The following is a 14,439-nucleotide window of genomic DNA, read 5'->3' as shown; positions in this document are numbered from 1 at the left end:
CCCTCTGAGCATCAAGCACATAATTCTATTTTATGTTTGAGTTAGTCGATTAGAAGCGCATGGGATGGTATAATCGCTTGCAGTCTGTAGTTGGTTCTTTTCGATTGACATCACCTATTATGTGTTTCACAATACATCACATTTGTAGTGTGTTTTCAAGTACACATAAATAAAGAGATTGAAAACTGTCCAGGACTCTCTACCCGTCGCTGCTGCTGTTCAATTATAGATTCGTAATGACATCGACTTCCCCGGCTTTATTAACCGTGATTTGCTGTATAAGGCGAGTCAACAGGAGTCGGGTCATTTCAATGTCGTCGTAATTTTTCATTTTCGTCAGATCGGTGAGACTCTGCTTCATCTGCTTGTGCGTCTTCTCTATGTTCGCTTCTTGTTGTTGATGGGCATTTATGATGTCGAGACGTTTCCCGTCTTCCTCGATCTCTTTCTCGTACTGCACCTTTTCGAATTCGTACTGGCCGGTATCTATCTCCCCGAGCATGTTCTGCCGGCGGATCTCGAATAAGAGCCTACGGTTGTCTTCAATGCGCTTCTCAAGCTTCTTTTTCTCTTTCTCCATATCCTTGCCTGCCAGCCCGATCGACAGAGCTTCCGGATCCTGCTCGTACACTTTTAGACGTGCCCGAACCTCTTCCAAAATCATCTTCATTAAATCATCGCGGAAGTCGAAATACGGAAGCCATTTGTCGTTGCTGCAACCTTTGGCGCCGACGCGGCGACGCCTGGAGCACATAAGGTATCTGTATTCGGTTCCGGATTTGTTGTTTGTTTTGCTCGCCATCGTGACCATGGCTGAGCCGCATTCGGCGCAAAAGATCATCTTAGCGAATACATTCACGAAGGACCGCCGGCCACCGCGGGCTCCTCCCCCTCGGATTAATCGGATGTCTTGCGCTTCCTTGAACAGCTCAGGCGAAATGATCGCTTCGTGCGTCTGGAAATCGGTCTTCTCCCACTCCGACTTTGGCTTCTGGACGAGCTTCTTGCCTCGGTCCATAAGATCGGCCAGATCGTTGTAAGTGACTTCGACGGTGTGCCGGCCGAAAACGTTGAAGCCTGTGTAGTTTTCATTTTGAAGAATACGTTGTACAGCCGTGAGCCCCCACAAGCCGCCTTTATAGGAAGGGATAGGGAGGCGCCCGCCATCTTCACCATTTATATAATTGACGATCGATTTCTCGCCCATGCCACGATTGACGTACAGGTCGTAAATCATCCTGACGATCTCGGCCTGCTCGGGAACAACATCTAGCGTTTTCCTTCCATCCCGGACAACCTTTTTATATCCATACGGAGGTATGGAGCCGATATAGTTGCCCTTGGCGGCCGATTGACGGATACCGCGGCGCGACGACGTGCTGATGTCGCCGCTTGTGTTTTGGTTGACCACCGACTTAATGCCGAACAGCAGCTCATCGTCCTTTACTCCCGAGTCGTATCCGTCCTCAATCGAGATCACGCGCACTTTAAGCGCATTGACGAGGATTCGCTTTAGCGATATTGCATCCAGCGCATCCCGGCTAAAGCGAGAGAGTGACGTAAAAAAGAGGGTGCGAACGTCGCCCCTCTTCGCATCCGCGATCATCCTTTGAACATCGTCACGCGCTACAATGCTTGTAGCCGAATCGCGGTCTTCGTAAATTTGTTCAATTTCCATGCCCAAAGTTGCGGACCGTTCACGTATAAATGCTTCTTGGTGTTCGGGACTGTCCTTCTGCGAGTCTTTCATAGTAGAAACACGAACGTATCCTCTTACGCCTTTAGTGATCATTACACATTTCCCCCGAAGTGTGTTTGTTCAGAACCTCGTCTAAATTGTGAGCAATCATTCCGTTTTTATCCAGTATTTTCGACCATTCGGCTTTTACCAATTTATTTATAACGGCTTGGGGATCCGTGCCTTTATGAATCAGATTTATTCGATAGGGCTTTTTCTTCTCCACGATCGCATCACCTGATCTATTTTATGAGCAGGGGCTTGGTCATGTTGCCCCTGCTTCGTCAATTGGTTTTTGGATCGCTTAACTTGCCGCTCGATCCGTTCGCAGTAGGACTTGCGCGCTGCCGGCGCATCGACGTTATGAATAGCTGCTCGTGCTGAAGGGATTAACGTGCGTCCGCAGAATGATGTGCGCGCGGTCGACCCATGGGAGATGAAGAGTGTTTAAAAAGTGAAGCCCCGGCGCATTCGGCAGCCGGGGCTCATTTTATAAGTTCCCTTTCTGACTTTCTCTTATCGCCTCATAAAATGCATGGCTTGCGTTCTGACCGCGAAGGAGGTCAATTAACGATTTTTGATATGATCCAATCTTTAACTTGTTGAGCCACAATCTCAATTGGTGTGCTACTTGTATCCACAATAGGTATCTGTAAAGCGGTTGCCTCTTGGTACATCCCTTGGGCGGCATGCAATGCCACGTTTAAGTTATTCCCCTCTTTCCATACACCGCCCCGTTCTTCTAGCCGAATGGTCCGAACACTGTCATTGCAGTGGAGGAGCAGCTTACAAACGGGGGAGAACATAGCATAATCTTCACAAAGCTCTGGTTGGTAAGCATAAGGAATGCTTCCGAAAAGGATCGTGTGGTTACCGCAACGCGAATTGAAATAAACGATTCGCAACCACAGGTTGCAAGCGGCTTGAAAGTTGTTATTTTCAACAAGATCGTCCATATCATATACATTAAATCCCTTGCCCAGCAATTTACTTACAACGGGTACTACCGTGGTCTTGCCGGCTCCACTAAGGCCAGCAACTAGAAATAGAGGAATAGGTATCGTCCATTCTTTTCTCCATTCCATATCCCCACCTCTCCTTTCAAGTGTAAGATTATAAAAAGCTTCCCCCTCTGAGCATCAAGCACATAATTCTATTTTATGTTTGAGTTAGTCGATTAGAAGCGCATGGGATGGTATAATCGCTTGCAGTCTGTAGTTGGTTCTTTTCGATTGACATCACCTATTATGTGTTTCACAATACATCACATTCGAAATATGATTCCGAACCGTCTTCTCACTGATGAACAGCTGCTGGGCAATGTCTCGGGTCGTCTTGTCCTGTACCAATAGTTCGAACACTTCGCGTTCCCGATTGGTAAGAAGGAATTTGTTCTTGTGGTCGCTGCTTCTCAACGTATGTCACCCCTCCTTGCCCGGGATTCAGATGCTTGCAGGGTGAAGGGTACAGTCGATCTATCATATGAAAAGCCCCTGTAGCTGGTGCGATCGGCGAATAAAATGGGCGCGCAAAGTAAAAAACGAACAACCCGGCGCATAGGGCCGGGTCATTCGTCGTATGCACGAACCGTTCTTTGGCGAAATTACGGACGGGAAACGTTGTTCATATGCGGGTGATGCGCGTTCGTGCCGGTCGCCGCGCCGCCGGTGCCGCCTGCGCCACCGCTGCGTTCGAGTGCGCCGGCGCCGGTCATGCCGCCGCCGACCGTGCCGCCGTTGCCCGCGCCGCTGATTCCATCGTTGCCTGCCGTCCGATGACCGTCTTCGGCCGTCGGGAAGATCCGGTTCACGATTGCGTTAAACTCCGTCAGAAGCCCCTGGATCGGATGTCCTTGACGAACCTGCTCCGCATAGCCGCGCATCCGGTCGCTCCATTCGGGATTGGACGACACGTACACGTGATCCGTCGCAGGCGACTGTGCCTTGACCTCGTCCGCGATCTCGCCTTTCAGCTTGCTCGACAGCTCCTGGTCTCCGCGGCCTTCGGACATGATCGCGACGTATGCGTTCCGATCAGAGCGGACGACATAGGCCGATTGCACGTCGGGTCTCGCTGCCAGCTTATCCGCGATCTTCTGATTCATCTCCAGGTGGCTGTTGCCGTGCAGGCCGACGACGTTGTTGTTCATGCGCTGCGTGCCGCGCATGCGGTTCATCTCGTTGCGTCCGTCGTCAGCGAACCGGTCGTTGATGCTTTGGGACCTGATGTTCGAATTGCCGACGTCCCCCTGCTTATTGGCGCAGCCTGCCATCGTCAGCGATGCCGTCAATATAAGCGCGGCCGCCGTTGCTTTTTGCCACATTAAGATTCGACTCCCCTTTGTCTTCGCTATAGTTAGATCGATTGGAAAATACGGTGTTGCGCCAATCGTTAGAATCACCAACGCGATGCGTCGCTATGCGTTTTTTCGATCGAGCTCTTTTGCAGCCGTTGTCATCGTCATGGAGAGTTTCGATTATCTGTCGGAAATTAAGTTCGGAGCAAAAAAATACGCTTCCACCGACGCCTTTTGCGGCATCGGGGAAGCGATCGATGTAAGTAAATGATTCGACTTATCTTGGCGTCAGTCGGTGGAAATGATCCCGAGTCACAGTGCCGATCGGCGCCTCGCCCTTCGTGAACCGATGAAGCTCATCGACGATAAAGTCGCACAAATCGCGCTTCAGGAGGCCATGGAAGCCGCCGATATGAGGCAGGCAGAGCACGTTGTCCATCGAGAGCCATTCGTGCTCCCGCGCCAGCGGCTCCGAAGCGTATACGTCGAGCGCCGCGAATATGCGCCCGTCTCGCAGCTCTTCCTTAAGCGCCTGCTCCTGCACGATCGGGCCGCGCGCCGTGTTAACGAACAGCGCCCCGTCGCGAAGGCGGGAAAGCTGCTCCGCGCCGATCATGCCCTCGGTTCGCGGCGTCCACGTATTATGCAACGAGACGATATCGCTGCGCTCGAACAGCTCGTTCAAGCTCACAAGCTCCGCATCCAGCGCGGCCGCCTCCTCCGGCGAGCAATAGCCGGAATGGATAAGCAAGCGGACATCGAACGGCTTCAGCATGGCGATGACCTGCTTGGAGATCTCGCCGTAGCCGACGATGCCCACGGTTCTGCGCGTCACGCCGAGCACGGATTCGCGGTTGTTGTTGCTCCACTGCCCGCGCTTCAGCCTGGCGGCATAGCCCGAGTGATCCCAGGCGCCGGCCAGGATGAGCGATACGGCGAGCTCGGCGGTCGAGCGTCCGAGCACCGTGTTGGCGCTCGTCACGACGATCGGCGTATCGAACACGTCGTCGCCGACGATCGAGGCGACGCTGCCGGCGCCATGGCCGATGAACTTCAGCTTGCCGGCGCGAGCGAGCGCTTCCCGCGTGAAAAACGGCGAGCCCCACGATGTGATGCAGGCGTCGTAATCGCCGATCCGTTCGGCAAGCGCGACGGCGTCGAACGGCTGCCCCGGCGCGACGAAGTCGGCTTTGGAAAAGCTCGCCAGCTTGTCGCGGACCGCGGGCCGCCAGAACAGCTCCAGCAGTCCCGGATCCGCAATCGTAACCAATGTTTTCATATTGCGTCCCTCATTTCCCCAGTTGGTCTAAAATGTCGCGCATCTTCGCCGCATAGGCGGGAAAAATCGTCTCGGGCTCCATGCCCGGCGCCTGCAGCTCGGGCCGCCATTTGGTCTCCCACTCCAGGGAGTAGCTGCCCGAATAGCCCGTGCGCTCCAGCGTTTCTACGATCGACGCGATCGGAACCCGTCCCTCCCCGATCCGCGTGTACTTCCAGCTGCTGCGCATCGGATCCTCGAACGGGACGCCGTCCTTCATATGGACGTGGGCGCGCTGCGCCCCCAGCAGCGCCACCGTCTCCTCCGGCTGCTCGCCCTCTTCGAGCGGGTGGATGATATCGTAGATAACCGCGCAGTTGTCGCGCCCCACATCGTCCAGCAGCTTGCGGAGCGAGCGGCCGGTCGCGAACTCGTTGTGCGTCTCGATCCAGATCGGCACGCCGAGCGGCGCCGCATCGTCGCAGGCGGCCGCGATATGCGCGACGAGCGTCTCGTAGGGGATGGCCGGCATAACCTGGTCTCTTCGTTCGGTGAAGTAACCGAGGAAAACCCGTACGCCACCCGCCTGCAGGTCATGCGCCAGCCTGACCGAGCGCCGCAAATTTTCGAGCTGCGCCTCGTCGCTGTCAAGACCGGTAAGACAAACGCCCGAGGCGATGTCGGTTGCCCGGACGCCGGTCCGTTCGAAACTTCGGAATGCCGACTTGCGCGCCTCGGCCGTCATGTCAGTGGATACGCCCCATGGCGCGCCCTCCCTGAGCTCCATCCCGCCGAAGCCCCAGCGGACGGCCAGCTCCAGCATCTGGTCCAATGTCAGGCCCTCGCAGGGGAGCGTGCTGAATGCCAAACGATTCATGCCGCACCTCACTTTCGTTTTCGTCTCTCGCAACCGGACATGATGATTATGGCAGGGCTTTCGGGGGGATCGCCTCCCTTTTTCCGCGCTTCTTTTGAACATTTCCGAGAATCCGTGTACGATGATAGGAAGAGAACGAGACGCAGCGGAGGTCCTATGCCCGATTATCCGGTTTACGGCTCAAAAGAGATGCTGGACGACGCGTTTCCCTTCAAGATCGAGATCCGGCGGCCCCAGACGATGAACGACGTCCTGCACGCTCACGAGCATCTGCAGCTTTGCTATATGCGCTCCGGCAGCTGCCTCCACTGGGCGGGAGGACAGTGTCATGTGCTGGCTAAAGGCGACCTTTTTTCGATCCCGCCCTTCCAGGAGCATCGGCTCGAGCGACGCGAAGGGATGGACTTCGTCATGTACCAGGTCGACTTCATGCCTCATGCGATCCATGAGAGCCTGCGGGACCTGGCGAGCATCGAGACGTTCGTCGACTTCGCCTTTATCCGCCCGCTTATCGCCGAGGCCGACCTGATGCCCAAGATGACGCTGACGCTGCCCGCGCAGGCCGTCGTCGAGAGCTTGCTGGACGTCATCGCGGCCGAGTGGGAAGAGAAAGAGGAAGGCTATCGGCTCGCGATCCGGGCCGAGCTGCTCAAGCTGCTCGTGCTGACCTGCCGGCAATACAAACGATATTCCGGCGCCGAGAGCCCCCGCGAGCGGCAGCAGGTCGCATACCACCGCAAAGCTTTTTTCGAAACGATCGCCTATATGGAGTCGCATTACGACGAGGACCTTCATTTGGAGGATATGGCGGCCAGGGCGCTCATGGCGCCGTCTTACTTCAGCAACCTGCTGAAGTTGGTCAAGGGCAAATCGTATATCGAGCTGCTGTCCGCGCTGCGCATCCAGGCTGCCATGGAGCTGCTGCTGGGCACGGACCTCAGCGTGACCGAGATCGCGACGCGCGCGGGATACAACCATATCAGCCATTTCAACCGTACCTTTAAAAAGCATACCGGGCTCACGCCGGGCGATTATCGCAAGCATCAGGCCTGATCGCGCCCCGCGCCGGCAGTCAGATCGTTCATGTTTTAATGACATCCTTTATATTCGCGCCGATCAGCCGCTTTTATAATAGTAAAAGCCATCGACCAGCATGCGGCGGAGGCGCGCGAGTTATCCAATCTCTTGACTCTTATACGAAACGCCCCTCTCGGCGATGGCCGGGAAGGGCGTTTTTTGATATCGAAAAAGGATCGTGCGGCAGCGAGCCTCGAAGATTACGCGATCGAACGGCGTTCCGCCCCGACACCTTTTTCAGCAATCGGTCAGCTTCGGCTCACCCTTCCTTCAGCCTGCGTTCAAGCTCGCTTCAGTTCCCTCCGCGATAATGAATCCCGCAAGCAAACATCTTCTTCATACCGACGGGAGTGGTCGCCATGAAACGCATGAAACGAAAAACCAAAATAGCCGTCACCGTCGTCCTGGTCTTCGCAACGCTCGGAACCGTAACGTACAGGCTTGCGGACCGATACTTGATCGAGCACGTGGAAATGCGGGTCGCAAACGCGCAGACGACGTCGAACGCCTCGTCCGGATCGACGCCGGCCTCTTCCGGCAGCGTTCAGTCCGACGACTGGAACTACGAGAGCGACAATGAAAAAATCGGCATCCAAAAGTTGCAAACCGGCTCGGGCGACGACTTGATCACCTATTATGTAGCCGACGTCGTCCTCAAAAACGGCGCGAGCATCCAAACCGCGTTCGCCAAAGACGCCTATGGCACGAACATCACGCAAAATACGTCCGCCATCGCGGCCAACCACGGCGCCGTATTCGCGATCAACGGCGATTACTACGGTTTCCGCAACGACGGCGTCGTCATTCGAAACGGCACGCTGTACCGGGACGAGCCCGCGCGCGAAGGGTTGGCCCTGCTGTCTGACGGAACGATGAAGTCGTACGACGAAGAGGAAGAAAGCTCCGCCTCGCTCCTGGCCGAGGGCGTAACCAATACGTTCTCGTTCGGGCCGGCACTCGTGCATGACGGCGTCGTCGCCAACGACTTCGACAACGTCAAAATCGACACCAACTTCGGCAACCGTACGATCGACAATGCCAATCCGCGGACGGGCATCGGCATGATCGCCCCGAACCACTACGTTTTTGTCGTCGTGGACGGCCGCTCCTCGGATAGCAGAGGCATGACGCTGAACGAATTCGCGAACCTGTTCGCCGAGCTCGGCGCGACGGAGGCCTACAACCTGGACGGCGGGGGATCCTCCACGATGTACTTCATGGGCAGGGTCGTAAACAACCCGCAAGGCAAGGAAAAAGAGCGGGGCGTAAGCGACATTATCTACCTGCCCCAATGAGGACCGAAGACAATCTCGCCGAGGAGGCACGGATATGACGATACTCATTCCTTCTTACGAACCCGACGGACGGCTACTGGAGCTGATTCAAGATTTAAGATCGGTCACGGACATGTCGATTCTGATCGTGGACGACGGCAGCGGGGACAAATACAGCAGCATCTTTCAATCGGCCCGTCAGGCCGGATGCACCGTCCTGACGCACGAGGACAATAAAGGGAAAGGCTGCGCGTTAAAAACAGGCTTCGATTACATCAAACGGACGGGCGACGCGGACGGCGTCGTTTGCGCGGACAGCGACGGACAGCACCTGCCGCGCGATATTTTGCGGATCGCGAGCGCGGTACGGACGCATCGGCGCCATATCGTTCTCGGCAGCCGTCGCTTTACGGGCAAGGTGCCGCTGCGCAGCCGATTCGGCAATTCGGCCACGCGGCTCGTGTACGCATGCGCGACAGGCATGCCGATCCAGGACACGCAGACCGGGCTTCGCGGCTATTCGGCCGACATGCTCGATTGGCTCTGTCGGATACCCGGAGAGCGGTTCGAGTACGAAATGAACATGCTGCTCGCTTCCAGGCCGGCCGGATACGCGACGGTCGAGGTGCCGATCGACACAGTCTACCTCGACGACAACAAGTCCTCTCATTTTCGCCCGCTCGCCGACTCGGCACGCATTTATTTCCCGTTTCTCAAATTCGGGGCATCGTCAGCCCTGTCGGCCGCGCTCGACTTCGTCCTGCTGTTCCTGCTGCAATGGATGACGTCGAATCTGCTCGTCGCCGTCGCCGGCGCCCGCATCGTCAGCTCCGCCTTCAACTACGCGATGAACCGCAGGTTCGTGTTCGGCGGCAAGCGCGCAGGTACCGGCGCAAGGCGGTCGCTTCCCCGCTATTATGCGCTGGCGGTCACGATACTGATCTTCAATTACGCGCTGCTCTATTCGCTCCACGAGACGCTCGGCATGCCGCTGCTCGCCGCCAAGCTGCTGACCGAAGGTTCGCTGTTTCTGTTCAGCTATTGGTGGCAACGGAGGTACGTCTACTAAGCGTCCGCGGTCAGCCCCGTGGTCACGGGCGTTCGTGCTGCCGTCTCATGAGCATGAACTGCTTGGCCAAATATTGCGGCGTGTAGGGCATGTCGTTGCGCAGCCAGGAAATGATCGTGCCGATCAAGGCGGAAGAGCCGTACCAGACCACGATATCGCGCTGGATACCCAGGGCGGCGAGGTTCGCCTCCCCCTCTGGGCTGTCGATCCGCTCTATGACCATAGCGGTCAGCAGCTTTAAGAATTGCTCCGTAAAAACCGTCGTTCGCCTGGTCGTGAGAATGACTTTGTAAAAGCGGAAGTTATCGGCAATGTGCTCGAGCAGGTTCACCATCAGCGGCCAATCCTCTTTGCGCGCGGACGTTTGCCGGGATTCCGGAGACTGAAGAATCGCGCGGATGTCCTCGATCATCTCGGCTGCCATTTTCTCCATCATGTCCGGAATGTCCCGGTAGTGAAGATAAAACGTCACCCGGTTAATCGTTGCGCGCTCTGCCAGCCGGTTCACCGATATTTTCTCGACGTCCATCTCCTCCAGCAGCTCGACCAGCGCGTCCCGCAGCATCCGGCGCGTGCGAACGATGCGAGGGTCGGTGCGCGGCGTCGCCTGACTCATAGGTACCATCCTTTCCATATTCGCCCTGTGGACGACAGTTTCTTTATAATCTGTCTATCTTGTTGGATCTAGGCAACAAGCGTCCGTTTTCATGCGACTTAATTGACATTCTATCGGTTACTGTCGATTGCAATACTCGCATATGCGGTTAAAATCTAATTTATGCCGTGTTAATTATATTACACAGTGTAAATTTAGTCCAACACGGGCTCGAAAGGGATGGGGCAAATGAGTAACACCTTGGCTGGAGAGGGCGGTTCCATTAAAAAAGGGCCGATCCTGTTCATTATGATTCTGGGCGCTTTCCTGGCCACGCTGAATCAGACGGTCATGAGCGTAGCCACGCCGGAGTTAATGAAGGACTTCGATATCTCGGCGACGACAGCCCAGTGGCTGACGACCGGCTACATGCTGGTGAACGGCGTGCTGATCCCGATCACGGCTTATCTGATGCAGCGCTTTACGACGCGGGAGCTGTTCCAGGCTTCCATGGTCATTTTCCTCGTCGGCACGCTGACGTCGGCTGTCGCGACGGGTTTCCCGGTGCTGCTGACCGGGCGGCTCATCCAAGCCGCAGGCGCCGGCATTATCATGCCGCTGCTGATGAACGTCATTCTGACGCTTTTCCCGCCCAACAAGCGGGGAGCCGCGATGGGCATGGTCGGCTTCGCGATCATCTTCGCGCCGGCGATCGGACCGACGCTCGCGGGTTACGTACTGAAGAACTTTGCTTGGGAAACGATGTTCTACGGCATGCTGCCGTTCGTCGCGCTCGTTATCATTCTGGCCTTTATTTATCTGGGCAACGTGTCGGAGCGGACCTTTCCGAAAATCGATATGCCAAGCGTGCTGCTGTCGACGATCGGCTTCGGCGCCGTGCTCTTCGGGTTCAGCCGTGCGGGTACGGTAGGATGGTCGAGCGCCGAGGTCATCGCGTATTTGGTCGCGGGCATCGTCGCGCTGGCGCTTTTCACCTGGCGGCAGCTCGCTTCCCGCAACCCGCTGCTCGACCTCCGCGCCTTCCGGTACGACATGTTTACGCTCACGACGATCATCAATATTGCCGTCACGATGATGATGTACGCGGACATGATGCTACTTCCGCTTTATTTGCAAAATGCCCGAGGCTACACCGCCCTCGAATCCGGCCTGCTCATGCTGCCCGGCTCGCTTTTGATGGGCTTCATGATGCCGATCACCGGCAAGCTGTTCGACCGGTTCGGCGCGAAGTGGCTTTCCGTCATCGGCATGGCCATCACGATCGGCACGACGATCGGCTTCATCAACCTGACTGACTCGACAAGCTACACGTATCTGGTCCTCATGTCCACGGGTCGCCGGCTCGGCATGGCGATGTTCCTGATGCCGATCACGACAGCCGGCCTGAACCAGCTGCCGCCGAAGCTGAATGCGCACGGCACGGCCATCTCCAACACGATCAAACAGGTCGCCGGCGCCATCGGCACCTCGCTGCTCGTCACCGTCATGACGGACCGCTCAAAGGCGCATTACATCGAAATGGCGGCCGCCGGCGGCACCGACCAAGCGCATATGTCCATGGAAGCGATGATCCAAGGCATCAACGACGCGTATCTCGTTATCATCGCAATCGGCGTCGTCGGCCTGCTGCTCTCCTTCTTCATCAAGCGCAAGGAGCATCCGCACGAGGTCAAGGATCTGTCGGCACGGACGGAGGTCAACGTTCAGGAAGCTTAATACTCAGCTTAAAAAAAGCCGGTCCGCGAATAAGGGGCCGGCTTTCTGGCGAGGAAATTAATGAATTCCCCCTTGCACCTTACGTAACGTAATGATTTATAGTGAACGTAACAACAGGACACGCACAGGCCAACCGTCAGAAGTTCAACCATAACTTTTAATATCGGAGGAGAAACAAACATGAGAAAGCTCGTATTGTTCATGCATGTGTCGCTGGACGGTTATGCGTCGGATTCGAACGGAGGATTGGGCTGGATTCCGTACAACGAGGAATTCGAGAAATACGCGGAGGAGGTCGTAGCCGAAGTCGGCTCTCCGGTGTACGGTCGCACGACGTATCGAATGATGGAGAGCTACTGGCCTACGGTGCTGGACGATCCGGATGCGTCGACACACGATTTGGAGCATGCGAAATGGGTGGAGGACGTGAAGAAGATCGTCATTTCCAGCACGATGGACAAGGCTGAATGGAACAATACGATTGTGATCAGAGACAATATCGCGGAGGAAATCAATGCGCTCAAGGAGCAGCCCGGCAAAAATCTCGTTATCTTCGGCAGCCCGGGCGCTGCGAAAACGATGCTTGCGCTCGGCCTGATTGACGAATTGCTTCTCACCATTTGCCCGGTCGTCCTGGGAAGCGGAAAATCGGCGTTCGACGGCGGTCTCGAAGCCATCCGGCTCAAGCTGCTGTCCAGCCGTACGTTCCATTCGGGCATTATCGCGACCCGCTACGCGTTGGAGAAATAAATTCTGCGATTCGAATCTTTGGCATGCTCAGCAATCAAGCGTTAGTCCGTGCAAAAGTACAGCATTTTTATCCCGGCTGGGTATGCTGTACTTTTGCAGGCTAGCGCCGTCGATACATGCTCTTTATGATCGCTCCCGTTTTAGCTTTTCGATCGCTTGCAGCGTATCCGCCAGGTATTTGCTGTACTGACGCAATCTATATTCGTCGCCGGATTTTTGAAAAAATGAAATCCACTTTCGTAGGTCTTCCTCGCGGGCTCTCAGCGCTGCTATCGTGTCGGTATCAACATCAACATCGTCTGTTAATATCACGGCAAGCACTCCAAGTTTTGACTTATAGCCATGTTACACACATTTTACAATATCCAAACACTTCGCCCTGGCTAACTGACGATCTGCCTTGTGCCGCTCCATTTCTCGTGAAACGGCACGCGCTGACGGCTCAGGATGCAGCGGATCAGGTGAATGCCGAGCCCGACGTTCATCGCGAACAGCCCGACGGCATACGGAATGAGCACCAGCGGCGAAAAATCCCGGACGGCGACGATCGGATACGTCAAATTGAAGCCGCCGGCGAGCACATATAGCAGGCCATAACGCATCGCCAGCTCCCGCAACATTACGCGGTCCCCTTTTCCCCGCACGCAGATTCGAACGACCCATTTCCCGGCCGTCCGGCCGTTTGTCGCATAAGGAATCGCAACAAAATAGACGATCACGATACCTGCATACACGTATAAAAAGGAAATGTGAAGCATCGCCAGGACGGCGCAAAACGGCAGCAGGATCGCCCAATCGATCGCGGCCGCGATTGCCCTGCGCGTATACCCGACCCGTTTCGCGGACAGATCGACGCCTTCGTCGAGCCGGTCGATGCGCGGGAGATGGCTCGCGAGCCATTCCGCCGCCAGGTAGCCGACCATGCCGCCCAGCGTATTGGTAATCAGATCGTCCACATCGAACAGGCGGTACGGATAATCGTAGATGCCGAATATACCCGTCACTTGCGTCGTCTCGAATAACAAGGACAAGCCGAAGGACAGCAGCAGGCAGCGAATCCAGCGGGCACTGAAGTAGTACCGGAGGAACAGCCCGAACGGAATCGTCAGCAGCACGTTAAACGCAACCTGCAGCACCGCCCGCTCGCCCAGCAGATGCGGATACGTCGACGGACGGTCCAGCGATACGCCGGTTTCCCGAACGATGTCGGTCAGGAAGTGGAACGGGATCCATTGGAAGTACGAGCCCGCATCCGGCGGCGCGTTGTGGATCGACGGAGGCAACGGCAGCAAGATCAGGTATACGGCGTTCAGCACGTACAGCAGCAGCAAATACAAAATAAACGCCCTGAGCTTGTGAACGTAGCCGTACCGGCGGTACTGCACGACCAGAAACGGAACGGTGAATAGCGCAGCCGCGATCGGAAAGCTCAAAAACGCGTAGGAAATCGGAAACAAATAAGAGCCGAGCATCGGAGAACACCTGCCATTTCCTTTTTCAGGCTTAACTATAACGCATTTTTCATTCGAATGCCCCCGCTTCAGGTCGATTGCAAACAATCGATAGCATTCATATGCCCGCCCAGGCCGCTCCGATTAAAAATTGAAAAGTTTCGGCAAACGCGACAATTTCACGCTTTTTGGATGCGTGATACGTTTAGCTTGCGCCATGTAGAAGCGATCCGTTGGGGCTAGCAAAGCGGACAGCTGGCGACGAGTGCAAACAAGGGGGTGGCGGATGGAGTCCCGGCAAAACCGATCGGATCGGA

At 55.9% G+C, this 14,439-nt stretch carries 14 protein-coding genes; 5 read left to right on the top strand and 9 right to left on the bottom strand.

The window, feature by feature from the left end; genetic code table 11:
• Positions 1-223: 223 nt before the first annotated feature.
• The 6 genes from KVT38_RS15095 to KVT38_RS15070 all read right to left on the bottom strand — a co-directional run bounded on the left by KVT38_RS15095 (position 224) and on the right by KVT38_RS15070 (position 6,169).
• On the bottom strand, positions 224-1,792 hold the full coding sequence (locus tag KVT38_RS15095; protein WP_217594556.1) for a recombinase family protein: 1,569 nt from the start codon (positions 1,790-1,792) through the stop codon (positions 224-226).
• A 509-nt stretch (positions 1,793-2,301) separates the two neighbouring features.
• The gene (locus tag KVT38_RS15090) at positions 2,302-2,823 is read right to left on the bottom strand and encodes an AAA family ATPase (RefSeq protein WP_217594555.1); all 522 of its coding nucleotides are present in this window, start codon (positions 2,821-2,823) and stop codon (positions 2,302-2,304) included.
• Positions 2,824-2,976: 153 nt separating this feature from the next.
• Positions 2,977-3,153, bottom strand: coding sequence for a helix-turn-helix domain-containing protein (locus KVT38_RS15085; RefSeq protein WP_217594554.1), 177 nt, complete (start codon positions 3,151-3,153; stop codon positions 2,977-2,979).
• A 188-nt stretch (positions 3,154-3,341) separates the two neighbouring features.
• A complete protein-coding gene (locus KVT38_RS15080) occupies positions 3,342-4,061 on the bottom strand; it encodes a YhcN/YlaJ family sporulation lipoprotein (protein WP_217594553.1) in 720 nt (239 codons plus the stop codon).
• A gap of 250 nt (positions 4,062-4,311) precedes the next feature.
• Positions 4,312-5,313 carry a hydroxyacid dehydrogenase gene (locus tag KVT38_RS15075; protein WP_217594552.1) on the bottom strand — a complete coding sequence of 334 codons (1,002 nt, stop codon included), beginning with the start codon at positions 5,311-5,313 and terminating at the stop codon, positions 4,312-4,314.
• 10 nt (positions 5,314-5,323) lie between these two features.
• On the bottom strand, positions 5,324-6,169 hold the full coding sequence (locus KVT38_RS15070; protein ID WP_217594551.1) for a sugar phosphate isomerase/epimerase family protein: 846 nt from the start codon (positions 6,167-6,169) through the stop codon (positions 5,324-5,326).
• Between the two features lie 156 nt (positions 6,170-6,325).
• Here KVT38_RS15070 and KVT38_RS15065 point away from each other — a divergent pair, with 156 nt between their 5' ends.
• The 3 genes from KVT38_RS15065 (at position 6,326) to KVT38_RS15055 (ending at position 9,589) form a co-directional block, all read left to right on the top strand.
• Positions 6,326-7,222, top strand: coding sequence for an AraC family transcriptional regulator (locus KVT38_RS15065; protein WP_217594550.1), 897 nt, complete (start codon positions 6,326-6,328; stop codon positions 7,220-7,222).
• A 383-nt stretch (positions 7,223-7,605) separates the two neighbouring features.
• On the top strand, positions 7,606-8,541 hold the full coding sequence (locus KVT38_RS15060) for a phosphodiester glycosidase family protein (protein ID WP_217594549.1): 936 nt from the start codon (positions 7,606-7,608) through the stop codon (positions 8,539-8,541).
• Between the two features lie 34 nt (positions 8,542-8,575).
• Complete coding sequence (locus KVT38_RS15055; protein ID WP_217594548.1) at positions 8,576-9,589, top strand: bifunctional glycosyltransferase family 2/GtrA family protein; 1,014 nt, start codon at positions 8,576-8,578, stop codon at positions 9,587-9,589.
• A gap of 22 nt (positions 9,590-9,611) precedes the next feature.
• Here the strand turns inward: KVT38_RS15055 and KVT38_RS15050 are convergent, their stop codons facing one another.
• On the bottom strand, positions 9,612-10,205 hold the full coding sequence (locus tag KVT38_RS15050) for a TetR/AcrR family transcriptional regulator (RefSeq protein ID WP_217594547.1): 594 nt from the start codon (positions 10,203-10,205) through the stop codon (positions 9,612-9,614).
• Between the two features lie 228 nt (positions 10,206-10,433).
• Here KVT38_RS15050 and KVT38_RS15045 point away from each other — a divergent pair, with 228 nt between their 5' ends.
• Together KVT38_RS15045 and KVT38_RS15040 are read left to right on the top strand one after the other, a co-directional pair.
• Positions 10,434-11,921 (top strand): DHA2 family efflux MFS transporter permease subunit, encoded by a 1,488-nt coding sequence (locus KVT38_RS15045; protein WP_217594546.1) that lies wholly within the window; start codon positions 10,434-10,436, stop codon positions 11,919-11,921.
• A gap of 180 nt (positions 11,922-12,101) precedes the next feature.
• Complete coding sequence (locus KVT38_RS15040; RefSeq protein WP_217594545.1) at positions 12,102-12,671, top strand: dihydrofolate reductase family protein; 570 nt, start codon at positions 12,102-12,104, stop codon at positions 12,669-12,671.
• A gap of 123 nt (positions 12,672-12,794) precedes the next feature.
• Here the strand turns inward: KVT38_RS15040 and KVT38_RS15035 are convergent, their stop codons facing one another.
• A complete protein-coding gene (locus KVT38_RS15035) occupies positions 12,795-12,983 on the bottom strand; it encodes a hypothetical protein (protein ID WP_217594544.1) in 189 nt (62 codons plus the stop codon).
• A gap of 71 nt (positions 12,984-13,054) precedes the next feature.
• Positions 13,055-14,143: a VanZ family protein gene (locus KVT38_RS15030; RefSeq protein ID WP_217594543.1), complete on the bottom strand. Its 1,089-nt coding sequence runs from the start codon at positions 14,141-14,143 to the stop codon at positions 13,055-13,057.
• Positions 14,144-14,439 lie beyond the last annotated feature (296 nt).

The sequence above is a fragment of the Cohnella sp. GbtcB17 genome (assembly GCF_019091135.1).
GTDB lineage: Bacteria > Bacillota > Bacilli > Paenibacillales > Paenibacillaceae > Cohnella.
This window is presented reverse-complemented; position numbering and strand designations above follow the sequence as displayed.

Coding starts and splice junctions, on each gene's coding strand:
- KVT38_RS15060 (WP_217594549.1), top strand. CDS start 7,606: ATGAAACGCATGAAACGAAAAACCAAAATAGCCGTCACCGTCGTCCTG.
- KVT38_RS15095 (WP_217594556.1), bottom strand. CDS start 1,792: ATGATCACTAAAGGCGTAAGAGGATACGTTCGTGTTTCTACTATGAAA.
- KVT38_RS15030 (WP_217594543.1), bottom strand. CDS start 14,143: ATGCTCGGCTCTTATTTGTTTCCGATTTCCTACGCGTTTTTGAGCTTT.
- KVT38_RS15065 (WP_217594550.1), top strand. CDS start 6,326: ATGCCCGATTATCCGGTTTACGGCTCAAAAGAGATGCTGGACGACGCG.
- KVT38_RS15090 (WP_217594555.1), bottom strand. CDS start 2,823: ATGGAATGGAGAAAAGAATGGACGATACCTATTCCTCTATTTCTAGTT.
- KVT38_RS15050 (WP_217594547.1), bottom strand. CDS start 10,205: ATGAGTCAGGCGACGCCGCGCACCGACCCTCGCATCGTTCGCACGCGC.
- KVT38_RS15070 (WP_217594551.1), bottom strand. CDS start 6,169: ATGAATCGTTTGGCATTCAGCACGCTCCCCTGCGAGGGCCTGACATTG.
- KVT38_RS15045 (WP_217594546.1), top strand. CDS start 10,434: ATGAGTAACACCTTGGCTGGAGAGGGCGGTTCCATTAAAAAAGGGCCG.
- KVT38_RS15075 (WP_217594552.1), bottom strand. CDS start 5,313: ATGAAAACATTGGTTACGATTGCGGATCCGGGACTGCTGGAGCTGTTC.
- KVT38_RS15040 (WP_217594545.1), top strand. CDS start 12,102: ATGAGAAAGCTCGTATTGTTCATGCATGTGTCGCTGGACGGTTATGCG.
- KVT38_RS15055 (WP_217594548.1), top strand. CDS start 8,576: ATGACGATACTCATTCCTTCTTACGAACCCGACGGACGGCTACTGGAG.
- KVT38_RS15080 (WP_217594553.1), bottom strand. CDS start 4,061: ATGTGGCAAAAAGCAACGGCGGCCGCGCTTATATTGACGGCATCGCTG.